The organism is Arthrobacter cupressi, assembly GCF_900099975.1.
Taxonomy (GTDB): domain Bacteria; phylum Actinomycetota; class Actinomycetes; order Actinomycetales; family Micrococcaceae; genus Arthrobacter; species Arthrobacter cupressi.
This window is the reverse complement of the sequence record NZ_FNEI01000004.1, coordinates 143,399-167,659: the sequence shown is the minus strand read 5'-3', so window position 1 is coordinate 167,659 and position 24,261 is coordinate 143,399. Positions and strand designations below refer to the sequence as shown.

The 24,261-nt window shown below is 68.1% G+C and carries 20 protein-coding genes; 13 read left to right on the top strand and 7 right to left on the bottom strand.

Annotation, left to right across the window (positions count from 1 at the left end; genetic code table 11):
* Positions 1–3: 3 nt before the first annotated feature.
* From BLP88_RS06730 to BLP88_RS06715, 4 genes are all read right to left on the bottom strand, one after another.
* Positions 4–2,091, bottom strand: coding sequence for a PTS fructose transporter subunit IIABC (locus tag BLP88_RS06730; protein ID WP_074587926.1), 2,088 nt, complete (start codon positions 2,089–2,091; stop codon positions 4–6).
* 2 nt (positions 2,092–2,093) lie between these two features.
* A complete protein-coding gene (locus BLP88_RS06725) occupies positions 2,094–3,077 on the bottom strand; it encodes a 1-phosphofructokinase family hexose kinase (RefSeq protein WP_074587924.1) in 984 nt (327 codons plus the stop codon).
* Positions 3,074–3,865, bottom strand: coding sequence for a DeoR/GlpR family DNA-binding transcription regulator (locus tag BLP88_RS06720; protein WP_074587923.1), 792 nt, complete (start codon positions 3,863–3,865; stop codon positions 3,074–3,076). The genes BLP88_RS06725 and BLP88_RS06720 overlap by 4 nt, the downstream gene beginning before the upstream one ends.
* A gap of 333 nt (positions 3,866–4,198) precedes the next feature.
* Entirely contained in the window at positions 4,199–5,218 is a 1,020-nt protein-coding gene (locus BLP88_RS06715; RefSeq protein ID WP_074587922.1) for a LacI family DNA-binding transcriptional regulator, read from the bottom strand.
* 165 nt (positions 5,219–5,383) lie between these two features.
* Between BLP88_RS06715 and BLP88_RS06710 the strand changes: the two genes are divergently transcribed.
* The 7 genes from BLP88_RS06710 to BLP88_RS06680 are packed head-to-tail and all read left to right on the top strand — an operon-like array spanning position 5,384 to position 12,205.
* Positions 5,384–7,021, top strand: a complete 1,638-nt coding sequence (locus BLP88_RS06710) for an ABC transporter substrate-binding protein (protein WP_074587921.1) — start codon at positions 5,384–5,386, stop codon at positions 7,019–7,021.
* Positions 7,022–7,023: 2 nt separating this feature from the next.
* Positions 7,024–7,965: an ABC transporter permease gene (locus tag BLP88_RS06705; RefSeq protein WP_074587919.1), complete on the top strand. Its 942-nt coding sequence runs from the start codon at positions 7,024–7,026 to the stop codon at positions 7,963–7,965.
* 5 nt (positions 7,966–7,970) lie between these two features.
* Positions 7,971–8,864, top strand: coding sequence for an ABC transporter permease (locus tag BLP88_RS06700; RefSeq protein ID WP_084110882.1), 894 nt, complete (start codon positions 7,971–7,973; stop codon positions 8,862–8,864).
* The gene (locus BLP88_RS06695; protein WP_074587918.1) at positions 8,861–9,685 is read left to right on the top strand and encodes an ABC transporter ATP-binding protein; all 825 of its coding nucleotides are present in this window, start codon (positions 8,861–8,863) and stop codon (positions 9,683–9,685) included. The genes BLP88_RS06700 and BLP88_RS06695 overlap by 4 nt, the downstream gene beginning before the upstream one ends.
* On the top strand, positions 9,682–10,512 hold the full coding sequence (locus BLP88_RS06690) for an ABC transporter ATP-binding protein (protein WP_084110879.1): 831 nt from the start codon (positions 9,682–9,684) through the stop codon (positions 10,510–10,512). The genes BLP88_RS06695 and BLP88_RS06690 overlap by 4 nt, the downstream gene beginning before the upstream one ends.
* 10 nt (positions 10,513–10,522) lie before the next feature.
* Entirely contained in the window at positions 10,523–11,608 is a 1,086-nt protein-coding gene (locus BLP88_RS06685; RefSeq protein WP_074587914.1) for a C45 family autoproteolytic acyltransferase/hydrolase, read from the top strand.
* An 18-nt stretch (positions 11,609–11,626) separates the two neighbouring features.
* The gene (locus tag BLP88_RS06680) at positions 11,627–12,205 is read left to right on the top strand and encodes a hypothetical protein (protein ID WP_074587913.1); all 579 of its coding nucleotides are present in this window, start codon (positions 11,627–11,629) and stop codon (positions 12,203–12,205) included.
* Positions 12,206–12,222: 17 nt separating this feature from the next.
* Here the strand turns inward: BLP88_RS06680 and BLP88_RS06675 are convergent, their stop codons facing one another.
* Both BLP88_RS06675 and BLP88_RS06670 read right to left on the bottom strand, forming a co-directional pair.
* Positions 12,223–13,803 (bottom strand): HNH endonuclease signature motif containing protein, encoded by a 1,581-nt coding sequence (locus BLP88_RS06675; RefSeq protein WP_074587912.1) that lies wholly within the window; start codon positions 13,801–13,803, stop codon positions 12,223–12,225.
* Positions 13,804–13,952: 149 nt separating this feature from the next.
* The gene (locus tag BLP88_RS06670; RefSeq protein WP_074587911.1) at positions 13,953–14,939 is read right to left on the bottom strand and encodes an Lrp/AsnC family transcriptional regulator; all 987 of its coding nucleotides are present in this window, start codon (positions 14,937–14,939) and stop codon (positions 13,953–13,955) included.
* A gap of 106 nt (positions 14,940–15,045) precedes the next feature.
* Between BLP88_RS06670 and BLP88_RS06665 the strand changes: the two genes are divergently transcribed.
* The 6 genes from BLP88_RS06665 (at position 15,046) to BLP88_RS06640 (ending at position 22,847) form a co-directional block, all read left to right on the top strand.
* Entirely contained in the window at positions 15,046–16,512 is a 1,467-nt protein-coding gene (locus tag BLP88_RS06665) for a DUF3100 domain-containing protein (protein WP_074587909.1), read from the top strand.
* Positions 16,513–16,556: 44 nt separating this feature from the next.
* Positions 16,557–17,786, top strand: coding sequence for an amidohydrolase (locus BLP88_RS06660; RefSeq protein WP_074587908.1), 1,230 nt, complete (start codon positions 16,557–16,559; stop codon positions 17,784–17,786).
* Between the two features lie 86 nt (positions 17,787–17,872).
* Entirely contained in the window at positions 17,873–18,490 is a 618-nt protein-coding gene (locus BLP88_RS06655; RefSeq protein WP_074587907.1) for an alpha/beta hydrolase, read from the top strand.
* A 166-nt stretch (positions 18,491–18,656) separates the two neighbouring features.
* Positions 18,657–19,700, top strand: coding sequence for a LacI family DNA-binding transcriptional regulator (locus BLP88_RS06650; RefSeq protein WP_074587905.1), 1,044 nt, complete (start codon positions 18,657–18,659; stop codon positions 19,698–19,700).
* Positions 19,697–20,434 (top strand): HAD family hydrolase, encoded by a 738-nt coding sequence (locus BLP88_RS06645; RefSeq protein WP_074587904.1) that lies wholly within the window; start codon positions 19,697–19,699, stop codon positions 20,432–20,434. Before BLP88_RS06650 ends, BLP88_RS06645 begins: the two co-directional genes overlap by 4 nt.
* A gap of 61 nt (positions 20,435–20,495) precedes the next feature.
* Positions 20,496–22,847 (top strand): glycoside hydrolase family 65 protein, encoded by a 2,352-nt coding sequence (locus BLP88_RS06640; RefSeq protein WP_074587902.1) that lies wholly within the window; start codon positions 20,496–20,498, stop codon positions 22,845–22,847.
* A gap of 8 nt (positions 22,848–22,855) precedes the next feature.
* Here BLP88_RS06640 and BLP88_RS06635 read toward each other — a convergent pair whose 3' ends face one another.
* A complete protein-coding gene (locus tag BLP88_RS06635) occupies positions 22,856–24,241 on the bottom strand; it encodes an MFS transporter (RefSeq protein WP_084110876.1) in 1,386 nt (461 codons plus the stop codon).
* Between the last annotated feature and the right edge of the window lie 20 nt (positions 24,242–24,261).

The window sequence follows — 24,261 nt, the reverse complement described above, 5'->3', positions numbered from 1 at the left end:
TTGTCAGGCTGCTGCCGCAACAGTATCAACGGTCTTCTTCACTGCCCAGCGCTTGAGGGCGATGAGCAGGAGCGCGGTGATCACCGTGCCCACCAGGATCGACAGCACCCACAGGAGGAAGCTATCGATGGCGAAGAAGACGAAGATGCCGCCGTGCGGTGCCTTGGAACCGACCGCGAAGGCCATGGACAGGGCGCCGGTCACGGCACCGCCCACCATGCTGGCCGGGATGACACGCAGCGGGTCGGCCGCGGCGAACGGGATGGCGCCTTCGGAGATGAAGGACGCACCCAGCAGCCAGGCTGCCTTGCCGTTTTCACGCTCCGCCAGGGAGAAGCCCTTCTTGTCCAGGACGGTGGAGGCGAGGGCCATGGCCAGCGGCGGAACCATGCCGGCAGCCATGACGGCGGCCATGATCTGCCACGGGGCCTGGTTGGAGACGGACGCCGCACCCAGGCCGGCGACAGCGAAGGAGTAGGCCACCTTGTTGACCGGGCCGCCGAGGTCGAAGCACATCATGAGGCCCAGGATCACGCCGAGCAGGATGGCGCCGGCGCCGGTGAGGCCGGAGAGGCCTTCGTTCAGGGCCTTGGTCAGGGCGACGATCGGTGCGCCGAGGATCAGGAACATCAGGCCGGAAGCGACGAGGGAGGCGAGCAGCGGGATGATGACCACGGGCATCAGGCCGCGCAACCAGCGGGCCACGTTGAGCTTGCCGAGCTGGTGGGCGATGTAGCCGGCCAGCAGGCCGCCCACGATGCCGCCCAGGAAGCCGGCGCCCATGAAGCCGGAGACCGCACCGGCCACGAAGCCGGGGGCGATGCCTGGCCGGTCCGCGATGGCGTAGGCAATGTAGCCTGCCAGGGCCGGCACCAGGAAGCCGAGGGACAGGGCGCCGATCTTGAACAGCACTGCGCCGAGGTAGGCGCCCAGTGGACCCCAGGCCAGGGCCGGGTATTCGGTGGGCAGGTTGAAGAGATTGTTCTCGGCGAGCATCTTGTCGGCGAAGCCGGTGATGTCGTAGCCGCCCAGCAGGAAGCCAAGGGCGATCAGCAGACCGCCGCCGGCCACGAACGGAATCATGTAGGAGACACCGGTGAGCAGCGCCCTCTTCAGCTTCTGGCCGATGTGCTCGCTCTTCTCCGCGGCTTCACGCTCGGCCATGTCCTCGGCGCCGGCGTGCGGGACGCGGTGGGCGCGGGGGTCGTCAATGGCTGCGAGGGCTTCCTGCACCATCTTGCCCGGCTCGTCGATGCCGCGCTTGACCGGGGCGCTGATGACCGGCTTGCCGGCGAAGCGCTCCTTGCCGCGGACGTCGACGTCGACGGCGAAGATCACGGCGTCTGCTGCCGCGATCACGGCGGGGTCCAGCGGCTTGGCGCCGGAGGATCCCTGGGTCTCCACCTGCAGGTCCACGCCGATTTCCTGGGCCGCAGCCACCAGCGAGTCTGCGGCCATGTAGGTGTGCGCGATGCCCGTGGGGCAGGCCGTGACGGCCACGAGGCGCTTCGGGCCGGTGGCGCCCTCCGCGCCGCCGATCGGCGCCGGGGCCGCGCCGGGGGCGGCGAATCCTGCCGATTCCGCGCCCGCAGCGGCAGCCGCGGGAACGGTCACTGCTTCGGCCACGTGGGCGGCGGGCTTGTCGGCGAGGGCGCCGTCCACCAGTTCCACGATCTCCTGCGGCGTGGAAGCTGCGCGCAGGGCTGCCGTGAAGTCCTTCTTGATGAGCGAGCGGGCCAGCTTCGAGAGCAGCTTCAGGTGCTCCTGATCGGCGCCGTCGGGGGCGGCGATGAAGAAGATGAGGTCGGCCGGGCCGTCCTTGGCGCCGAAGTCCACCTTCTGGGACAGGCGGGCCATGGCCAGCGACGGCACGGTCACGGCCGCGGAGCGGCAGTGCGGGATGGCGATGCCGCCGGGCACGCCGGTGGCGGTCTTGGACTCGCGGGCGAAGGCGTCAGTGAACAGGCCTTCCACCTCGGTGGCGCGGCCGGCGTCGGTCACTTTGCCTGCGAGGAAACGGATGACGTCGGCGGGAGCCTCGCCGAGGTTCTGGTCGAGGGCGACCAACTGGGGGGTGATGAGCTCTGTCACTGTTAGTCCTTCGGAAGGGCCGTGATGGTTACGGCGTCGGGAGTTGTTTGGTGGACTGCCGGGACAGTGGAGCCCGGCAGCGAAGCAGCGGCGGCACCGTGGGCCACAGCTTGACGGAGGCAGTCCTGCGGGGTGCCGCCCTGGGTGGCGGCCAGCAGGTAGCCGGCAAGGGAGGAATCGCCGGCACCCACGGTGCTGACGGCCCGGATCGGCGGATGCGTGGCCAGCCACGCGCCGTCGGCGGTTACCAGGACGGCGCCCTTGGAACCGAGTGTTGCAAGGACCGTTCCCACACCGGAGCCGACGACGGCGGCAGCGGCCCGGGCGGCAAGGCCCGGATCCGCTTCCAGTTCCTCGGCGGTGTGGTGGTCCGTGAAGCCGGCCGCGGCGGCCAGTTCGGCCAGTTCTTCCGCGTTCGGCTTCAGCAGGTCCGGCCTGCCGTCCCCGCGGCCGCTGATCGCCGCCGCCAGCGGGGTGCCGGAGGAATCGATCGCGATGAAGGGGGCCGCGCCGTCGTCCGTGCTGCGGAGGCGGGCGGCCACCGTGGCGTAGAAGTCGGCCGGTACCCCCGGCGGAAGGGAGCCTGCCAGGACCACCCAGCTGGCGCCCTGCGAACGCTCCAGCAGCAGCCCGATCAGGGCTTCCTGCTGTTCCGCGCTCAGTTCCGGACCGGGTTCGTTGATCTTGGTGGTGACACCGTCCGGTTCGGTGAGGGTGACGTTGCTGCGCAGCGGTTCAGCGATCGGCAGGGCCGCGAAGGGCACCTTGTCCTCGCGGAGGCCGCTGAGCACGGGGTCGGATTCGCCGCCCGGCAGGACAGCGACGGTGTCCAGGCCCGACGCCACCAGGGCGCGGGAGACGTTGACGCCCTTGCCGCCCGAATGCTGGTGGACGGCGACGGCGCGCTGCACTTCGCCGCGGGCCAGGGCGGCGGGGAGCTCGACCGTGCGGTCGAGGCTGGGGTTGGCGGTCAGTGTGACGATCATGCGAGCACGACGTCCACACCGGCTTCGGCCAGGGCGGCCGAAAGCTCTTCAGAGGGTTCGCGGTCAGTAATCACGGTGTCCACATCTTTCAGGGCGGCGAATTGGACGAGGGTTTCCGCGTCCAGCTTGGAAGAGTCCGCCACGACGACGACTCGGCGTGCGGAGGTGACGAAGGCTGCCTTCACGGCGGCCTCTTCGGGATCCGGGGTGCTGAACCCGAACGTTGCGTGGATGCCGTTGGCGCCCACGAAGGCGATGTCTGGCCGGAGTCGGGAAGCGGAGTCCACGGTGGACTGCCCGACGGCGGCCTGGGTGAGTCCGCGGACGCGCCCGCCCAGGATCTGCAGGGCGATGCCCGGGTTGCCGGAGAGCTTGGCGGCGATCGGGATGGCGTGCGTGATGACCACCAGTTCCCCGGCATTTCCGCCGTTGCCGCGCTGTGCAGCGAGCAGGCCGGCGAGGGTCTCGGTGGTGGAGCCTGCGTCCAGGAGGATGCTTCCGGACGAATCCTCCGGGATGAGGGCCAGGGCGGCCTGGGCGATGCGGAGCTTCTCCGACGGGCGCTGGATGGCACGCTCGCCCACGCTTTCCTCGCGGGTGCTGAGCCGGTCCGTGGGGACGGCGCCGCCGTGCACCCGGCGCAGGCTGCCGGCGGATTCGAGGGCGGCGAGGTCCCGGCGGACGGTTTCGGTGGTGATGCTGAAGCGTTCGGCGAGGTCGGTGACGCTGACCCGGCCGAGCTCGGCGACGAGTCCGGAGATCAGTTGCTGGCGCTCCTCAGCGAACACATACCCTCCATTGCGTACTAGCAGGTTCCCGGCTGGTGACCACGATCACATGATGTGGAATTGCTTGACTCTATCTTTGTTCGTGTGGGTATGTCAATAAAAAACAACACAAACAAAGATCACCAGGCGCGGCTGGTGAAGGAGGCGTAACGCGCCCGTGATGTTGGCGGGCGTCGGCGGGTGGACCCCGCCGACGACGTTCCCTCCCAGTTGCTTCCCATTTCCCGGCCCGGCGCGCGCAACTTCCGCGGATTTCCGGGGTCTCGTCGGGGTGGGTCCATGAGCAACTGGGGGGGAATGTCGTATGCGCCCGGGAGTCCCGGTGCGCGACGCTTAGCGCGTGCTGGATTCCCGGACGATGAAGCGGCCGTCGATGCCGTGGCCGTCCCCCTTGGGGGTGCCACCGAGTTGCTCCACGAGGGCGGCGATCGCGGCGCGGGCAGTGGCTTCGGGCGCAAGGTCCATCGCGGTGATGGGCGGGGTGCTGTTGCGGGTCTGCTCCGAATCCGAGCCGGCCACCAGCAGGAAGTTGCCCGGCGTGGAGATCCCGGCTTCGGCCAGCCGCGCCTGCAGGCCCGCGGCGTGGCGGCCAGTGAGGCAGTACGCGGCGTCCGGCCGGTCGTCCATGGCCAGAATCTGCTCGCCGAGGACCCTGCCGCCGGCCAGGCCGCTGGTTTCGCCCTGCACTAGGACCACCGGTTCCTGCCCCCGCCCGGCGCACCATTCCCGGTAGCGCTTCTCGGTGATGATGTTCCAGTGGTTGCGGTCGGTCCCGACGGCGATCGCCACTTTCCGTGCCCCGTTCTCCACGAGGTGGTCGAGCACCTGGGTGGTGGTGCGGGCGGTGTCGGGTTCGATGAAGCTGCTGTAGGAGTCGCGCGCGGGATCCCGGCCGACCGTGAGGAAGGGGATTTCTTCGGCCAGCAGCAGGTCGATGACGGGATCGTTCTCCACCGGTTCGGTGATGATGAAGCCGTCGGCGGCCAAGGACACGCTGGGGGTTTCCGGCAGTGTGGGATCGCTCAGCAGCATCAGCCCGTACCCGTGCTCCAGTGCGCTCAGCGACGCGGCGCCGGCGAAGCGCACGAAGTAGTCCACGCCGTCGGGCAGGAAAGACTCCAGGGTGTCCAGCGGGCGCAACACCAGCGCGAGGACGCCCAGCCGGTTGTTCCGCAGCCCGCTTGCGACGGCGTGCGGCCGGTAATGCATCCGGCGGGCGATTTCGGCGATCCGGTTCCGGGTGGGGCCGGCCACGATTCCCTTGCCATTGAGGGCATGGGACACCGTGGTCACCGAGACGCCCGCTTCGCGTGCGACGTCCCGGATGGTGGTCCTGGTGCTCCGTGGGCTCATGGCCGGGTCCGCGTGGTCATGGAAACCAGAGTAAGCCCATGAACACTGGACTGAAAACGATTTGGGAAATCTTCTGCAATCTCTTGCCCAAACCGTTTTGGGTAACTAGCGTCACATTCCACATCCAGCCGATTGGGGCGGCGCACAACCATCTCGGGAGACTCAGTGAATAAGAAACTCATCGGCGCAGGGGCTGCAGGGCTCCTGCTGCTGCTTGCCGGATGCTCGAACGGCGGCAACGCCAAGGCACCGGAAACCCTCGATTCGAAGGACCTGCTCGTCACTACTCCGGCACCGACGGCGGAGTTGGACAGGATCGTCTGGAACAACAACTTCGGCGAACCGCCGTCGATCGATCCCATCAAGGCCGCCGACTATCCTGCCAGCGGCGTGGTGTCCAACCTCTGCGAAAGCCTGTTCCAGATCCAGCCGGACTTTTCCATCAAGCCGCACCTGGCCAAGAGCGTCACGAACACCGGCAACACCAGCTACGTGTACGAACTCCAGGACGGCGTCACTTTCTGGGACGGAAAGCCCATGACCGCGGACGACGTCGTGTTCAGCCTCAAGCGGCACCTGGACCCGAAGGAAATCAGCTACTGGGCCTCCAGCGTCACTGCCAACATCGCCTCCGTGGAGAAGACAGGGCCCAGCCAGGTCACCGTGAAGCTCAAAACGCCGGACGCCACCTTCAACAACCAGCTCGCCACCCCGGTGGGCGCCGTGGTGGAGAAGGCCCAGCGCGAAAAGGCGGGCGTGGACTACGGCAACCCCGGAACCGGAGTCATGTGCACCGGACCGTACTCGGTGGGCAACTGGAAGCAGGGCGCCTCGATCACCCTGGAGCGCTACGACGGCTACTGGAAGGCGGATAAGAAGGCCAAGACCAAGCAGGTCGAAATCCAGTTCATCACCGACCCCGCCTCCATCACCAACGCCCTGGCCACCGGCGCCGTGGACGGCAGCTACGACGTTCCGCTGAGCGCCGTGGGCCAGCTCTCCAAGTCCTCCACCGGCCAGCTCTTCCACGGCAAGTCCATGCAGAACATGGCCATCATCAGCACCGGAACCGGCACCCTGGGCGACCCCGCCGTGCGCAAAGCGCTCACCCTGGCCACCGACCGCGAAGCGATCGCCAGGACCGTCTATGAAGGAACCTCGACGGCGGCCCAATCCCTGGTGCCGGCCGGCGGCTGGGCCTACGGTGCCGACGTGTTCGAAGCGGCGCGGAAGAACCTGCCCGCCGTCACGCCCAACCTTGAGGAAGCCAAGAAGGCCATCAAGGACGCCAAGGTGGACCTGTCCAAACCCATCAAGATCGTCTACCCGATCGACCGCACGTTCTACGCGGACATCATTTCCGAGTTCGCCAACGCCGGCGCCAAGCTCGGCCTGAAGGTCGAACCCAGCGGCGTTCCCGGTGCCCAGTTCGGCGCCTTCTTCTCCGACCCCAAGGCCCGCGCCGGGGCCGACGCCTTCGTGACCACCAACTACATGAACGTGGCCGATCCGCTGATCCACCTGGCGGCGATCGCCGGTCCGGGCGGCATGCAGAATTACTCCGGCTTCTCGGACCCGAAGATCACCGAGCTGCTGGACAAGGCCCGCGCCACCAGCGGCGACGCCGAACGCGCCAAGCTCACGGTCGAAGCAGAAGCCCTGATCATGGACAAGGAACCCTGGCTGCCCGTGGTGGACAGCGCCACGCGCCTCTACATGAACAAGCGCGTCACGGGTGCCCCCGCGTCCTTCGTCTACCTCTACTACCCCTGGGCTGCCGAGCTCGGCGGCACCGGCGAATAGCCGTGAGATTCCTGATACGCCGCTTCCTGGCGCTTGGCGGGGTGCTGATCGCCTCCAGCATGATCGTGTTCTGCGCCCTCTACCTGGCCCCGGGAAGCCCGGAGCAGTTCCTGGTCCAGGGCCGCACCGTCAGCCCCGAGGTGCTGGACGCCATTCGGGCCCAGTACTCCCTCGACGATCCCCTTCCGGTGCGCTACTGGAACTGGCTCAGCGGGGTGTTCACCGGGGACATGGGCCGTTCACTGCTGACCCAGCAGGACGTCGGTGCCCTGCTCGCCAGCCGCATCCCCACCACCCTGTCCCTGGCCGCATACGCCGCTGCGCTGATCATCATCTGCGGCATCGGGCTGGGCATCGTGGCCGGCACCCGCGGCGGCGTGGCCGAGCGGATCGTGATCTTCGCGTCCAACCTGGGCATCGCTGTGCCCACGTTCTTCGCCGCGCTTGTCCTGATGTCCGTCTTCAGCGTGGGCCTGGGCTGGTTCCCGGTCTTCGGCGCCGGGGAGGGCGCCGTGGACCGGGTCTGGCACCTGACCCTGCCCGCCCTGGCACTGTCCCTGCCCTCCATCGCGGTCATCGCCCGGATCACCCGGACGGCGATCGTGGAGGAGAGCGAATCCGAACACGTTCTGATCGCCGTCGCCCGCGGGCTGCCCAGGCGCGTCATCCTGTGGCGGCACACGGTCCGCAACTCGCTGCTGCCGGTCACGACAGCGGTGGGCATGCACATCGCGGGCCTCGTCGCGGGCGCGTTCGTGGTGGAGTACGCCTTCACCCTGGACGGCACCGGCGCTCTGCTGGTCAACTCCGTGCAGCGCAAGGACTTCGCCGTGGTGCAGGCCATCGCGCTGATCATGGTGATCGCGTTCGGCGTGGTGAACCTGCTCGTGGACCTGCTCTACACCGTGATCGATCCCCGCGTCCGCCTGAAGAAAGGAGCGTGAGAGACATGGCTATCAAGGAAAAGGCGCCCGCGGCAGCTTTGGCCGCCCCCGCCGCCCCTAGCAACCGGCTGGCAGCCGCCCGCCGCCGTCTTGGCTGGACAGGCATGGCCTGCGTCGGCGTGGTCGGCGCCGTGGTGCTGGCCGCCGTCGTCGGGCAGTTCCTGGCACCCTACGACCCCACAGTGGGTTCGGTCACCCAGCGGCACCTCGGCTCGAGTGCCGAGCACCTGCTCGGCACCGACCAGGCCGGGCGCGACATCTTCTCCCGGCTGCTCGCCGGGGCCCGCACCAGCCTGCTGGGCCCGCTGATCGTGGTGGGCGCGACGGCGGTGGCCGGCTCCGCGCTGGCGCTCACCGCCGTCTGGTTCGGCGGCAAGGTGGACGCCTTCCTGGGCCGGGTGCTGGATGTCCTGTTCGCGTTCCCGAGCCTGCTGCTGGCGATCCTCGCCGTGGCGATCTTCGGCCCCGGGCTGGTCACGGCCTCCATCGCGTTGGCGATCGCCTACATCCCGTACAGCGCACGGGTGATCCGCAGCGTGGCCCTGCGCGAACGGAGCCTGCCGTACGTGAAGGCCGCGGAACTGCAGGGAATCAACGGCTTCACCATCACGGTGCGGCACATCCTGCCCAACGTCTGGACCCAGATCCTCACGGGTTCCACCATCAACTTCGGCTACGCGATCGTGGACCTGGCGGCGCTGTCCTTCCTGGGCCTGGGCATTCAACCGCCGGAAGCCGACTGGGGCCTGATGATTTCGAACGGCCAGGAGTCCCTGCAGCAGGGTTTCCCGGAGCAGAGCCTGTACGCGGGTCTGTGCATCGTGGTCACGGTGGCGGCCATGGCCTACATCGGCGAACGGCTGGGCGGTCGCGCTGCGGCGGGAAGGAGCAAGTCATGATTGCCATCGAGAACTTGGAACTCGGCATCAAGGACCCGGATTCGGGTGCGCTGAAGCCGGTGCTGAAGGGGGTTTCCCTGGAGCTCGGCCGCGGCGAGGCGATCGGCCTGGTGGGCGAATCCGGCAGCGGAAAGTCCATGACGCTGCGCTGCATCCTCGGGATCGGGCCGCGCAACGCGGTGGTCGGCGGCCGGATCATGTTCGACGGCGAGAACCTCCGTTCGCTGCCCACGGACAAGATGCGCCGGGTACGGGCCGGCCGGATCGCCCTGATCTCGCAGAACCCGCATGCGGCGCTCAACCCGGTGCTGCCGATCGAGACGTACCTCCTGGAGGGCATGCCGGAGCTCCGCGATGCCCGTGCCGCGCGGTTGCGGGCAGGGGAGCTGCTGGAGCAGGTGGGCATCCGCAGCGTGGACCGCGTGCTGAAGTCCTTCCCGCACCAGCTCTCCGGCGGCATGCTGCAGCGCGTGGTGATCGCCGGGGCGATTTCCGGCAAACCGGACCTCCTGCTCGCGGACGAACCCACCACCGCCCTGGATGTCACCACCCAGGCCGAGGTGGCGGCCATCCTCGACGAGAAGCGGCGGGACCTGGGCATGTCCATGATCTTCGTGACCCACGACCTGGACCTCGCCGCCGCCGTCACGGACCGGCTCGCGGTGATGCGGTACGGGGAGATTGTGGAAATCGGCACGCCGGAACAGATCCGCGACAACCCGCAGCACCCCTACACCCGGATGCTCATGAGCATCCGGCCCACGCTGGACGGTGTTCAAGCGGTTCCCGCGACGCAACCAGAGATCGGAAGCACCCTGTGAGCAGCAACATCATCGAGATCTCCGGACTCAACAAGACCTTCCGCGTGGGCGGAAAGCACGAACCCGTGCGGGCGCTCGACGACGTGTCCGTCACCGTCCGTGAAGGCAGTTGCCTGGCCGTTGTGGGTGAGTCCGGATCCGGCAAGACCACCCTGGCCCGCGTGCTGGTGGGTCTGGAAACGAAGGATTCCGGCGAGGTGAGGATCGCCGGATCCCCGGTGACGGCTTCGCTCCGGCGGCGCGAACAGCGGCGGCGGGCCCGCGCAGTGCAGATGGTCTTCCAGGACCCCAACGGCTCCCTCAACCGTCGGCTGCCGGTGGGCGCCGCCGTCGACGAGGTGCTCCGGGCGCATTTCCGGCTCAGCGCTGCCGAGCGGAGGGCGCGGGTTTCGGAGCTTTTCCGGAGCGTGGGGCTCACGGACGCGCATGCCCAGTCCCTGCCGGCGAACCTGTCCGGCGGGCAGAAGCAGCGCGTGGCCATCGCGCGGGCCTTCGCCGCCGAACCCCAGGTGATTGTCCTGGACGAAGCGGTGTCCGCACTGGACGTCTCGGTGCAGGCCCAGGTCCTGGACCTGCTCCACGAGCTGCGGCGGGACAAGGGGCTGAGCTACCTCTTCATCACCCACGACCTCTCCGTGGTCCGCACCATCGCCGACGATGTACTGGTGATGCGCCACGGCCAGGTCCTCGAACGCGGTTCCGTGGGCGATGTCCTGGACCGTCCGCGTTCCCCCTATACGAAACTCCTGCTGGAGTGCGCGCCGAAGCCGGGCTGGAAGCCCCGGCGCGGCGTGATTGACCACCTTAACTCAGAGATTGCGAGCTAGACGAAGCCTTATGAAGAATCCAACCATCCGCACCGTCATCGCCCTCGACAGCCCGGATCCTTACGAGCGCGGAAAGCAGCGCGGTGCCGCGCTGGGCGCGGAACTGCTCGGCGGCCTCGACACCTATTTCCGCTTGTTCCGCACGGTCGGACTCCGGGAGGCCACGGTGAGGTCCAACGCTGAGCGGCTGCTCGACGTCGTCGCCTCCTGGTCGCCGCGGCTCGCCGCGGAGATGAGCGGCACGGCAGACGGCGCCGGCGTCGAAACCTGGCAGATCGCGGCGCTGAACGGACGTACCGAAATCCTTTCCCAGGCGCTTGGCGCCAGGCCCGGCGAGTGCTCCACGATCGGGCGTGCGGGCAGCCACGTGTTTGGCGTGCAGACCTGGGACTGGCACGAGGAACTGGACCCGTACTGGCACCTGCAGTCCGTGGCCGGCCCGGCGCGGTCCTTCGTGGGACTCACCGAGCACGGCATGCTGGGCAAGATCGGCATGAACGACGCCGGGGTGTCGGTGTTCTTGAACATCCTCGGCCACCGCGACGACCGGCCCGCCGGCGTTCCGGTCCACCTCATCGCAGCCGAGGTCCTGGCCAACGCTTCGTCCGTGGCCGACGCCGTGGACATTGTGTGCTCCGCCGGCGCCACCACTTCAACCGCGCTGACCCTCATGGATGAGTCCTCCGCGGTGACGGCCGAGATCGGCCCGGGCGCGGCCGTGCTCATCCAGCCGGAGAACGGCACACTGGCGCACACCAACCACTTCCTGGACCCGGGGCTGGCGGCGGGGGAGAAACCCGGGCTCTACGACCCCGATTCCCAGCAGCGTCTTGCCCTGGTGCAGTCCCGGCTGGCTCTGCTTGACGGGCGCCCCTTGCCGGACAGCGTGGAGGAGATTGTGCCGTTCCTGTACTCCGGTCCCGGCGAGCCGGGCCTCTGCTGCATCCCGGCGCCCGACGCCGAGTTCGGCAGGCGCTGGGCCACGCTCGCCACCATCACCATGGAGAACCGCAAGCGGGAGATGCGCGTGGCGAACGGTACCCCGCTCGACGCCCAAGGCCAGGAGTGGCTGGCGCTGACGCCGCCGGTGGGGTGAGGGTTAGGCTGAGGAGCTATGGAAGACACAGGCAACGGAGATTCTTTGTCCTTGCGGGTCGGCGGACTCTCCCGTGAAGAACTCCTGAGCGCACTCGACTCGGCTGACGTCCTGCGCAATGCCCACGCTGAGGTCCTGTTCGAGAACGCGGCTTTTGACGACAGGACGGGGCAGGACGTTGTCATCGTCGAACGAACGGTAGCTGACCTGGGTTTGTCCGGTGGTGCGGTGCTGTCTGAGATCTTCTCGGCCGCGCTGAAGCAGGGGCTCCTGCTTTGCCCGCCTGACATGGGTCCGTACCTGCGCCTTGCTCTGCAAACCCAGACGGCTGCGCTCGACTCTTTAATGTCCTCGGGGCGGGCACCCCGGGGAGCTGTGACGGTTGCTTCGCTGCCCCTGAGCGACGATGACGAGTATCCGAAGGGCTTCTACCTTCGTGTTGTGGATGGGCGGTTGTGGCTGCGCGGCTACCGGTGCGATGACCAGCATGTGTGGTCTCCGGAGGATAGGTTCGCCTTTCGGCTCCCTGATTCAACCGGCGGGAACGGAGACGTGGTTGGACGGGACAGCACCACGCCAGGAGTAGAGAAGCCGTAGCCCGTAAGAGACGGCGGTCAGAAGGGTGGCGGGCCGGAGTCATGACCCGGCGACCACCTTTGGCGGCCCGTCAGTCCTTGGCCCGGGGCACCCGGCGCGGTGTCGGTCGCGGGTATGGGTGGGTGGTCGGTGTGTTTTCGGCCGGTGGGGCTGGTCCATTCGAGGACCCCGGCTCCGGTTTGCCGGAGTTTCCATCGTGAGTGGTGCTTGAGCATGTGGTGGCGCCGGCAGAGTCCGGCGAGGTTTCCGGTTTCGGTGGGTCCGCCCAGTGCGGCGTCGTGGGTGTGGTCCAGGTCAAGATCCCGGGCTTTGATTCCGCAGCCGGGGAAGCGGCATCTGGTGTCGCGGGCGGTGAGGAGGCGTTTGAGGTCTTCGCCGGGCCGGTACCTGTCGACAGCTAGGACGGCGCCGCTAATGGGATCCGTGAGGACCCTGGTCCAGGCGGCGGCCTGGCCGGCGAGAATGCTTGCGGTGGCGGGGTCGATGGGGTGGCGCCCGTCCAGCTCGGCGGGGACCTGTGAGGTCGCGGTGCCGGGGGCTGCGGCCCTGGCGGTGTTGCCTGATGTGTCGGTCCCGAAAGCTCTGCCAGCTGAGCCATTGGACGTCGCGGCGCCTTCCTGGCCGATCAGGGTCAGCACGGGGACGGTGACGTCCACCCGGGCGGTGATGGCTGCGAGGAGACTGTCCGGGGTGTCGTGGCCGGCGGGAGCGCCGCGGAGCAGCAGATCCGCGAGGAGGTCGGCGCGGAGCTGGTCTATGGTGAGCTGATCGGTGGTGGGCTGGTCGGTGCTGCGTTGATCGGCGGTGCGTTGATCGGTGCTGCGCTGGTCCAAGCTGCCGGCAGCTCCGGTGGGCCGGCCGGATGCTGCTGTTGCCTGTTCTCGCGCCAGGTCCGCGTGGGTCTTGGCCATTTGGGTGAGGCGGTCGTGGATGCCGTAGGCCACGGCTGCGGGCAGGACGGCGGCAAGTTCAGCCATGCCGTCCGGCAGCGGTGTGATCCACACACGGCGTTCCTCTCGGGCGCGTTCATGCCGGATGTTCAAGGGTTCGGGCTGGGCTTTCTCGGCTTCGCGGACGGCCAGGCGCCGCACCCGCCCGGGAGCCTGCCGTTCGGCGCAGGCCACCACGACGGCCTCGTACGAGGACAAGGCAGCAGGGTCTTCCAGAGCGCTTCCGGCGTCCTGGATCACCCGGGCGTGGGCCAGGCTGATCCGGCCGTGCGCGAGGGCTCCGAACGTCAAAGGGAAACGGTCCAGGAGTTCGACGGCCTGGCCCAGCTGCCGTTGGATGGTGCGGTCGTTGGTGCGGGTCGCCGTGGCGATCTCGGCCGCCACAGCACGCTGTGCCAGCTCCGCCGCGTCCCACCGAGCGGCGGCGTTGAGACCCGGCCGCACGCCGTCGTCGTGGATGTCCTCATCGGCCAGCACGTCCGCGACGCGGGACGCGAGGGCAAGTGTGTACTCCCGCAAGGCCTGCAACCCGGCGATCGCCGACTCCACGGACTGCAAGGTAGAGACCAGTCCATCAAGCACCAGCAAGGGATCGGTCACCGCATCGGTTTGCGGTGCCCTTCCGTCCGGACTGGTGGTGACCTCCATGAATCCATCACATCACCAGGCTCTGACATTTTTAGCGGGCGTTGATGCTCGGGCTGGGCGAGCGTTCGACGCCGGTGCCGCCGCCTCCGGACGCAGGCCGGTGCCGCCCGCCTCCGGACGCAGGCCAAGCGAGCCGCCGTCGTCGCGCCTTAAACCACAATCCGCCGCCCCGAGGCGTCCAAGCGAATGCCAAGGTGCTTCGGGGTGCGCAGCACGATCGAGCGGTCCACGATCTCGGCGAACGGCAGGCGCTCGCCGAGATGCCGCTCCAGGAGGGTGATGTCTTCGATGCGGCGCAGCCATACCGCCACCACCAGCGAATAGTTGCCCACCGTGGTGGTGACCAGACGGACCTCGTCCAGGCCCACCAGCTTCCCGGCCACGGAACCCACGTGGGTTGCCGGGACCCGCATGAAGAACCACACGTACACCGGCCAACCCGAATACGGCCGGGCCACCTCCAGGCGGATAACCACGCGCTGCTGGGCAAGCACGGTGCTGAGAGCGCTCCGGGTCCGCGCCTGGCTGATGCCTAGTTCGCCGGAAATCCTGGACATGGAGGCGCGGGCGTCCTCACGCATTATCCGGAGCAGGGCACCCTCGACGTCCGCAGGAACCCGGGACAGGACCTCCTTCGGCGCCGGTACGTCCCGTTCCAGCGTCCGTACCTCGCCCTGGCTGAGTGAGCGCAGCCGCCAGACCTGGGCGTCCGCCACTACCTGGATGGACCGGTGCGTACGCATGCTGCGGATGCCTTCCACGGCAGAGAGCCGGTCCAGCACGTAGCGGGAAAGTTCGGCGTCGTCGGAGCACATCAGGGTGACGATCATGTCCCGGCCGCCGGCTGTCAGGTCGATAGTCAAGACTTCCGGATCGCCCGCCAATTGCTCGGCCACCGGGGACATACTGGCGGGCGAGCATTCGATCTCCAGGATTGCCGTGACGACGTCGGTGCCTCGCCCCGTGTAGCAACCCATCCACGCCAGCCCCTGCGCCTGCAGTTGCTCCCACCGCCGGGCGAGCGTGACCGGGTCCGCGCCAACCACTGGAGCCAGCGCAGTCCACGGTGCGCGGGGCCTGACCTGCAGTGCGTGAAGAAGCCGCAGATCGCGCTCATCGAAAACAAGATCCTGCATTCTTCGGCCAACTTTCCTTAATTCCCTGCAATTCTAAGGCCGTGTGATGAGCGTTATATAGCTTTGAAGCCCGTTCGGTTCCATCACTCCCCAGCAAGGAATCCCAATGACTTCATCAACCCTCCTCGCCGCACCCCAGCGCACCAGAGGTTCCCTGGCATGGCTGTGGCCGATCGGCGGGCTCGCGCTGCTCCTGGCGACGCTGAGCCAGCTTGTCGGTCCGCTGGTCATTCCCGTGGGTTTCGCAGCAATCACCATCCTGCCGATGGTGTGGGGCATCCTGGCCGGCGGCATCGTGTCATCGCAGAAGATCCGCCCGCTGCCCAGGAGGTTCCAGTCTGCGGCCGGGGCGCTGATGGGCGTTTCAGTCCTCATCCTGGTGGGGAGCCTGGCCTTCACCATCGGCCCGAACATCCCGCTGCTCTTCCGCGCCGGACCCGCCCTGCTGCTCCAGGAAGCCGGCCATCTGCTGGGCACCCTCATCCTTGCGCTGCCGCTGGCCGTGCTCCTGAAGATGGGTCCCGCCACCATCGGCGCCACCTTCTCCATTGACCGCGAGGGTTCCTTCGCCATGGTCAGCGAGAAGTACGGCACCGACTCCCACCCGTACCGCGGCGTGCTGTCGATGTACGTCTTCGGCACCATTTTCGGCGCGGTCTTCATCTCCCTGCTGGCCTCCGTGACCGCCTCCCTCGGCCTCTTCGACCCGCTCGCCCTGGCCATGGGCGCCGGTGTCGGCTCCGGCTCCATGATGGCCGCCGGTGCCGCGAGCGTCGCGGCACAGTTCCCGGAACTGAAGGACCAGATTTTCGCCGTCGCCGGCACCTCGAACATCATCACCAGCCTGCTGGGCGTCTACGTGGGCATCTGGATCGCCCTTCCCCTCGCGGACAAGATCTACAACAGCCTCATCCGCCGCTTCCCGCACCTGGCGACCGCTTCCGACGCCGTTCCCGCCGCGGGTGCCGCGACCGCCGCAGCTGCCGCGACCGCCGCAGGTGCCACGACCACCACCGCCGCAGCTGCCGTTCCCGCCGCAAGTGCCGCGTCCACTGCCGAGCTCGAATCTGCGGCCGCTGAATCCGCGGCTGCCGAAGACGCCTCCGACGACGCCACCGGGAATCGCGGGCCAGTCCGGGTCCCGCTGTACATCGCGATGCCGGTCCTCACGGTGATCGGCATCTTCATCGCCTCGATCGCAGCCGGCGGTTTCTCGTGGAATATCCTGGGCGGCTATCTCATTATCGATGCGCTGCTGCTGGCGGGCCTGGGCCTGTCCCGGCTGTGCCGCGGCAAGGTGCCCAGCATGGTCTTCATCATCACCCTGGGCGCGCTGGCCTCCAGCCCCGTCTCGCCGTTCGCCAAGGCCCTGATCACCATGGTCACCAGCGTCAACTTCCTGTCCATCTGCACCGTGGTGCTCACCGTGGCCGGCCTGAGCCTCGGCAAGGACATCCCGCTGCTGCGCCGCATCGGCTGGCGGATCGTTCCGGTGGGCCTGGTCGCCATCGCCTCCTCGTACCTCTTCTCAGTGGTTATCGCCCAGTTCACGCTCGGCCTCGGCGCGCACTGACGCAGCCACCGCCACAGCCACCAAAACCAAACCGAAAGGCCACCATGCCCAGCCAAGCCACCGCCGTCGACGTCGACACCCTCAAGAAGGCAGCCTCCGGCACCATCGCCGCCTGGGAAGACCGGCTCCGCGAAGTCAGCCGCATCATCCACGGCAACCCGGAACTGGCCTTCGAGGAGCGGCTCGCCGCGGAAACCCTTGCGACAGTCGCCGAGGAAGCCGGCTTCGCCGTCGAACGCAACGCCTACGGCATGGAGACCTGCTTCGAGGCGGTGCGCGGCAGCGGCGAGTTCACCGTGGTGATCTGTGCCGAGTACGACGCCCTGCCGGAGATCGGCCACGCCTGCGGCCACAACATCATCGCGACGGCGGGACTCGGCGCCGCGCTCGCGCTCGGCGACGTCGCCGACGAGCTAGGCCTGCGCGTGGTCCTCCTGGGCACCCCGGCGGAGGAGCACGGCGGCGGCAAGGCGCTGCTGCTCGAGGCCGGCGCCTGGGAGCAGGCAACCGTGTCCATGATGGTGCACGGCGCCACCGGCGAGGACCTCAGCTGTTCGGTCACCCGTACCCAGGCCGTGGACCGCTTCGCCGTCACCTTCATTGGCCGCGCCGCCCATGCGGCTGCGGCTCCGGACAAGGCCATCAACGCCGGCGACGCCGCCACCATCTCCCTCGTCGCGATCGGCCTGCTCCGTCAGCAGCTCGCCGACGGTATCCGCCTGAACGCCTTCGTGGAGCGCGGCGGCGAGGTCACCAACATCATCCCGGCCCGCACGGTGGTCAGCGCCGAGGTCCGCGCTCACGACCTGAAGACCCTCGAGGACGTCAAGGAACGCATGCTCAACTGCTTCGCCGGCGGCGCCCTGGCGAGCGGCTGCACCTGGGACCTCGCCCCCACCGAGCCGCGCTACGAGAACCTCGTCCAGAACACCCTGCTCGCCGAGGCTTGGGACCGGAACCTGACCGCCCTGGGCCGGACGGTTGTGCAGACCAGCCGCCTGGGCGGCGGCTCCACGGACATGGGCAACGTGTCCCACGCCGTGCCGTCCATCCACCCGATGATCTCCGTGCTGGGCGCCAACGGCGTTCCGCACACCGCCGAATTCGCCGCCGACGCCGGATCCCCCGCGGGCGAGCAGGCCGCCCTTGACGGCGCGCTCGGCATGGCCTGGACCACGATCGACACCGTCACCAACCCCGACGCCCGCGACGCCCTGCTCGCGCTGCAGGACGCCCGCCTTCCCGGCGCCACCCGCAGCCCGGCGCTCGGGTGAGGAACAGCAACAGGCCTCAGGCCGCCGTCGGAAATTGACTCCCGACGGCGGCCTGCCGCGTTGCGTGCCCCGCTAGGCTTTTCCCCATGGATACGGTCCTCTGGTCCAAGCCTGAGAACGAGCGGGCGGGAACGCCCCTGTTGGTGATGATGCACGGCTACGGCACGGACGAGCACCGCATGGCCAAGCTCTTCCCGGAGCTGCCGGAGGAGTTCACTTGCGCCGCGCTGCGCGGTCCCATGGTGATCGGCGACGACTACGGCTGGTTCCTGCTGGACTACTTCCTGGCCAACGACTTCGCCGACGTCATCACGGCCGCCAACAAGGTGTTCGCCTGGATCGACTCGGTGAAGGGCAACCACAGCAGCGTGAGCCTCCTGGGCTACTCGCAGGGCATGGCCATGGCCAGCACGCTGTTGCGGCTGCGGCCGGGCGGCTTCAAAGCGACGGTGGGACTGTCCGGTTTCGTGCTGGACAACGAGCTCCTGTCACTCAGCGAATCCTTCGAAACCCGGCCGCCCTTCTTCTGGGGCCGGGACAAAGCGGACCCCGTAATCAACGAGGATGCCGTGGAATACACCGCAGACTGGCTGGAGCGGCACACCGCCCTCACCGCCCGCACGTATCCCGGAATGGGCCACCGGATCGAGGCCATGGAACTGGCCGATGTGGGCACCTTCCTGCGCCACTATGTCCTGCGCTGACCGGAGCTGCCGCCTGCGCTGAGGTGAGCCCCGCGTAACACTGGCGACGCGTTTGTGCTGCCCTTGATGGACAAAATTGTAAGCGCTTACAATCGCTCGGTGCGGTGAGTCGCCGCACCGTTGAACAAGCGTCGAACAAGCATGGAAAGGGTTGAGGCCGTGTTGCATGGTTAGTGCCCAGCGCGCCACCATCCAGGACGTTGCTGTCCTCTCGGGGTTGTCCATTTGCACCGTTTCCCGGGCCCTGCGCAATCTGCCCAATGTGTCCGAACGGGCCCACCGCAAAGTTGCCGAGGCGGCCGAAAAACTTGGCTACAAAGCATCGTCCGCCGCCGCACGGCTGGCCGGCGGAAGCACGGGCTCGGTTGCCATCATCGCCCCCACGGCCACGGCCTGGTTCTTCGCCCAGGCAGTGGAATCCGCCGAGGAAGTATTCGCCGACGGCGGGCACGACACCGTGCTGCTCAGCCTCCGCAACAGCGCGGAGGTCCGGAACCGCGTGTTCGCCGACCTCGCCGCCCTGCGCCAGCGGGTGGACGGGGTGCTGCTGCTGAACGTCGACCTCGATGCTGATGAGATCGACGCCCTGGCCGGATCCGGCCTCGCGGTCGCGAGCGTTGGAATGACCGGGGTCCCTTGGGATAACGTGGGAATCGACGACGAACACGCCGCCTGGCAGGCCACCTCCCACCTGCTGGAGCTCGGCCACTGGGACCTGGCGGTCCTTTCAGGCCGGGAACTGGGCGGGCATTCGGTCCGCACCAGCAACAACCGCTTGGACGGGTTCAGCCGTGCCCTGGCCGAACACGACCTCACCGTCCACCCGGACCTCGTCGTCAACGCCGGCTCCTCCATCGAAGGCGGACGGCGGGCCATGACCGAACTCATCGCGCACCGCGGGCTGCCGACAGCCCTTTTCGCCGACTGCGACGAAACCGCCTTCGGAGCACTGAAGGCCCTGCGCGAGCACGGCCTGGGCGCCCCGAAGGACGTGTCCGTGATCGGGATCGATGACCACCCCATGAGCTGGTTCCTCGGCCTGAGCACGGTAGCGCAGCCCGTGGCGGACCAGGGCGCCTTCGCGGCGAACCTGCTCTGCGAACGCCTGCAGAACCCGGAGCAGGACCACCTGCCCACCAGCCATTTCCTCGACACGAAACTCATCGAACGCAAGACCACCCGCCGCAACCGCCGAACGGAGAAACCATGACTGAACCCCGCGCCGCCCTGAGCTCCGCCTGGACGGGTGCCTCTGCCCTGCTGTTCGACCTTGACGGCGTGCTGACGCCCACCGCCGTAGTGCACGAACAGGCCTGGCAGGAACTCTTCGACGGGTACCTCACCGCGGCCGGCCACCCGGATGGCTACCGGGAGAGCGACTACTTCGACTTCATCGACGGAAAGCCGCGCTTCAACGGCGTCCGGGACTTCCTGGCCTCCCGCGGAATCACCCTCCCCGAAGGCCCCACGGACGACGCCCCGGACAGCCCCACCGTGCAGGGCCTTGGCAACCGCAAGAACCTGATCTTCAATGAAATTGTGTCCACACGCGGGGTGGAGCCATACGCCGGCTCCGTCCGTTTCATCCACGCCGCGCTGGAGCGCGGACTGAAGCTCGCCGTCGTCTCCTCCTCCCGGAACGCGCCCGCGGTACTCAAGGCTGCCGGGCTGGACGGCTACTTCCCGGTGGTGGTCGACGGCCAGGTGGCGGCCGCCGTCGGGCTCCCCGGCAAGCCCGATCCGGCCACCTTCGACTACGCCGCACAGCTGCTGGAGGTACCGGCGGCCGAATGCGTCGTGGTGGAGGACGCGGTGTCCGGCGTGCAGGCCGGCAGCGCCGGCAACTTCAAGGCGGTGATCGGCGTGGACCGCGGTGCGGGCCGCCAGACCCTCCTCGACGCCGGGGCCACCCTTGTGGTGGACGACCTCGGCGACCTCCTCTGATTCCCCCAAGAAACTCCGAACTCCCCAAACCCCAACTTCTTTTTCGAAAAGGCACACTGCCATGGCACTCATCAGCTCCGACCGGCTGCGCTTCCCCTGCGAGCCGTGGAAGCTCGTGGAATCTGTCCACGTTCCCGGCGACGCCGGCACCCTTGAAACCCTGTTCAGCCTCGGCAACGGCCACCTCGGCATCCGCGGCGGGCACTGGGCGCCCTCGGACACCGACCTCCCCGGCACCTTCATCAACGGCTTCCACGAAATCTGGGACATCAAGCACGCCGAAAACGCCTACGGATTTGCCCGTACCGGGCAGCGGATCGTGTACGTTCCGGATGCCAACAACTTCACGGTAATGGTCGACGGCGAGCAGCTGTCCCTGGCCGAGTCCGCCGTCCGCGACTACCGCCGCAGCCTGGACTTCGCCACCGGCGTGTACGAATGCGCCGTCACCTGGGAATGCCGCTCCGGCGCCATTGTCACCACCGTCGAACGGCGCGTGGTGGGCTTTGACTCCCGCGGCTGCCTGGGCATCGAGTTCAGCCTAAGCTCTGACCGTCACGCCTCGGTGGACATCACCTCCTCGGTGCTCAACCGGCAGGACCAGCCGGTGGAGGACCACTCGGCCCACGACCCCCGGCGCTCGGGCCGGCACGCCGGCCGGGTGCTCCGTCCGCTGCACCTTCAGGGCGCCGACGGCTCGCTCCGCCTCGCCTGGGAAACCGCGGAGTCCCGGCAGCGCATCGGCGTCGCCGTGGACCACTGGATCTCCCTCGAAGGCCAGCCCTTTGAGACCGTTGTGGGGGAGGACGAGTCGACCGTCCGTTACGTCATGGCAGTGAACGACGGCGAGACCTTCCGTCTCGAGAAGACCGTCAGTTACGTGGTCAGTGCAGTGGAGGACACTGTGGATGACCCCGGCGAAGCGCTCGCCGCAGAGGCTGAACTGCGCCTGGTTGCGTTCGACGCCCTGTTGGCCGAAAGCGCCGCGCACTACCGCGACTACTGGGCCACGGCGGACATCGTGATCGGCGGGCAGACCGAAATGCAGCAGGCTGTGCGCTGGAACCTGTTCCAGCTGGCCCAAGCCACCGCACGGGCCGGCGTCGCGGGCATCCCGGCGAAGGGGGTGAGCGGTTCGGGCTACGAAGGGCACTACTTCTGGGACCAGGAAATCTACCTGCTGCCCTACCTCACGTACACGAACCCCGGCGCGGCCCGCCAGGTCCTCGAGTCACGGCACGCCATGCTGCCCGACGCCCGGGTCCGGGCGAAGGAGCTCAGCGTGGAAGGCGCGCTGTTCCCGTGGCGTACCATCAACGGCCTCGAAGCCAGCGCCTACTACGCCGCCGGCACGGCCCAGTTCCACATCGCCGCGGCCATCGCCTTCGCCGCCAACCGGTACCAATGGGCCAGTGCGGACGCCGCTTTCAACAATGAGATCGGTGCCGAACTGCTGATCGAAACGGCCCGGATGTGGGCGTCGTTGGGCTTCTTCGGCAAGGACGGCATGTTCCATATCCACGGCGTTACGGGCCCGGACGAGTACACGGCCGTGGTCAACGACAACCTCTACACCAACGTCATGGCCCGCTTTAACCTGCGGGCCGCGTCTGAACTGGACCACCCGGCCGCGCCGCAGAGCGAGCAGATCATCTGGCGGCAGGCCGCCGAGCGGATGGCCTTGCCCTACGACCCGCACATGGAGGTCCACTCCCAGGACAACGACTTCATGACGCTGGAGCCGTGGGACTGGAACACGCCGCGCTCGAAGTACCCGCTGCTGCTGAACTTCCACCCGCTGGTGATCTACCGCCACCAGGTGCTCAAGCAGGCGGACACGGTGCTCGCCATGTTCCTGCAGTGGCAGGACTTCAGTGCCGTGGAGAAGCAGCGCGCCTTCGACTTCTACGACCCCATCACCACCGGCGACTCCACGCTGTCCGCCTGTGTGCAGGGCATCATGGCGGCCGAGGTGGGCTACTCCGATGTGGCGTTGAAGCACTTCACCGAGGCGCTGTTCATCGACTTGGACAACACCCACGCCAACACGGTGGACGGCGTGCACATCGCCTCGACGGGCGGCATCTGGAGTTCCCTCGTGTCCGGTTTCGCCGGCATGCGGGACCAAGGGGAGACCCTGCACTTCGATCCCCGCCTGCCCGGCGAATGGGAGAGCCTGTCCTTCCGCCTGCGGCTCCGCGGCCAGGTGCTGGAAGTCGAACTGCGGCCGGGAAGCATCGCCCTCTCCGCCAGTGGCACCGGCCTTGAGGTGAGCATCCGCGGCCAGCGCGTCGTCGTCGGGCCGGAAACGGTCACGGTGCCGCTCAACGCGGTTCCCGTTCCGGCGCCGTCGATCTTCCCGAGCATGTTCCCGACCGCGGGCGTACCGGTGGTCGGAACGCTGGAAGGCTAGGTCTCCGTTCATCGATTGCTGCGTAACTGTCGTTTTGCAGGTTCAGAACGACAGTTACGCAGCAATGGACGGGGCAGATCAGCGTCCGCGGCAGGAAAGGCAGCTGGCTCCGCGTCCAGTGGGTGTTCGATCTCGTCCGTCAGCATGCGCGCCGCGAACAGGGCCACGACCGACATCAGCGGGCACACCACCCCGGCGGCCAGGAAGATCAGCCAGATCGGCACCACCTGCGCGAGGGGTCCGGAGAGGGCCATGGACACCGGCATCAGCGCCAGCGATACGAAGAAGTCGAGGCTCGAGACGCGCCCCAGCAGGTGCGGCGGGACCCGGCGCTGCAGCAGCGTGCCCCAGATGACCATGCCCACGCTGCCGGTGGCGCCGAAGATGAACAGCGCGGCGGCCAGTACCCAGAAGTTGTCCATGATCCCGACGGCGGCCAGCGGCAGGCTGCCGAGCCCCCAGGAGGCGAGCATCACCGTGAGGTAGCGCCGGGGCAGCTTGAACGAGGCCGTCGCCAGCGAGGCGATCGCGCCGCCCACCCCCATCACGGCCAGCAGGAACCCGAACATCCGCGAATCGCCGTGGAGCTGGTCGCGCACCACGAACGGGATCAATACCTCGATCGGGCCGATGATGAACAGCACCGACAGGCAGGCCCAGATCAGGGTCCAGAGCAGCCAGGGAGTCCGGAGGGTGTAGCTGACGCCCTCGCGCAGGTCGAGCAGGAAGGACCGGACGGCGCCGCCGGGTCCACGCTGCGTAGCAGGCGACGAATCCCCAGTCCCGTTGGCCGGCACGTCCAGGGCATGCCGGCCCAGGAAGTTCAGCACGATGAACGCCGACAAGTGGCACAGGGACACTCCGGTCACGGCCCACGGCGGCGAGAACGAGGCCACCAGCACGCCGGCCACCGCGGGACCGGCCGCCTGCTGCAGGATGGGCCGCATGGTTCCCTCCATGCCGTTGGCGGCGAGCAGGTCCTCGGCGGGGAGGATCCGCGGCAGGATCGCCGAATACGCCGGGAAGAAGAATGCCGCGCCCACGCCCAGCACGAACGCGCCGGCCGTGAGATGCCACAGCTGAAGCAGCCCGGTCATTGAGAGCAGGCTGATTGTGCCGATTACCAGGAGGTTGGCGCCTTCGACGGCGATGATGAGCAACCGCTGCGGCACCCGGTCCGCGGCGATCCCGCCGGCCAGGACGAAGGCCACCAGCCCGACCGCTGCGGCTGTCGCTACCAGGGACAGCTCCAGCGGCCCGCCGCCGAGCTGGATCACCTGGTACACCATGGCCACGGCCCACATGCCGGAGCCGAAGATGGATATGGCCAGGGCAGTGATCAGCACGCGGTATTCGCGGTGTGCAAAGGGTCGGAGGGCTCGCGGGGCAGCCATCAGCCCAGCCTACCGCCGGA

Coding starts and splice junctions, on each gene's coding strand:
- BLP88_RS06640 (WP_074587902.1), top strand. CDS start 20,496: ATGGCACTCATCAGCTCCGACCGGCTGCGCTTCCCCTGCGAGCCGTGG.
- BLP88_RS06635 (WP_084110876.1), bottom strand. CDS start 24,241: ATGGCTGCCCCGCGAGCCCTCCGACCCTTTGCACACCGCGAATACCGC.
- BLP88_RS06675 (WP_074587912.1), bottom strand. CDS start 13,803: ATGGAGGTCACCACCAGTCCGGACGGAAGGGCACCGCAAACCGATGCG.
- BLP88_RS06685 (WP_074587914.1), top strand. CDS start 10,523: ATGAAGAATCCAACCATCCGCACCGTCATCGCCCTCGACAGCCCGGAT.
- BLP88_RS06680 (WP_074587913.1), top strand. CDS start 11,627: ATGGAAGACACAGGCAACGGAGATTCTTTGTCCTTGCGGGTCGGCGGA.
- BLP88_RS06645 (WP_074587904.1), top strand. CDS start 19,697: ATGACTGAACCCCGCGCCGCCCTGAGCTCCGCCTGGACGGGTGCCTCT.
- BLP88_RS06650 (WP_074587905.1), top strand. CDS start 18,657: ATGGTTAGTGCCCAGCGCGCCACCATCCAGGACGTTGCTGTCCTCTCG.
- BLP88_RS06700 (WP_084110882.1), top strand. CDS start 7,971: ATGGCTATCAAGGAAAAGGCGCCCGCGGCAGCTTTGGCCGCCCCCGCC.
- BLP88_RS06725 (WP_074587924.1), bottom strand. CDS start 3,077: ATGATCGTCACACTGACCGCCAACCCCAGCCTCGACCGCACGGTCGAG.
- BLP88_RS06665 (WP_074587909.1), top strand. CDS start 15,046: ATGACTTCATCAACCCTCCTCGCCGCACCCCAGCGCACCAGAGGTTCC.
- BLP88_RS06660 (WP_074587908.1), top strand. CDS start 16,557: ATGCCCAGCCAAGCCACCGCCGTCGACGTCGACACCCTCAAGAAGGCA.
- BLP88_RS06695 (WP_074587918.1), top strand. CDS start 8,861: ATGATTGCCATCGAGAACTTGGAACTCGGCATCAAGGACCCGGATTCG.
- BLP88_RS06715 (WP_074587922.1), bottom strand. CDS start 5,218: ATGAGCCCACGGAGCACCAGGACCACCATCCGGGACGTCGCACGCGAA.
- BLP88_RS06670 (WP_074587911.1), bottom strand. CDS start 14,939: ATGCAGGATCTTGTTTTCGATGAGCGCGATCTGCGGCTTCTTCACGCA.
- BLP88_RS06655 (WP_074587907.1), top strand. CDS start 17,873: ATGGATACGGTCCTCTGGTCCAAGCCTGAGAACGAGCGGGCGGGAACG.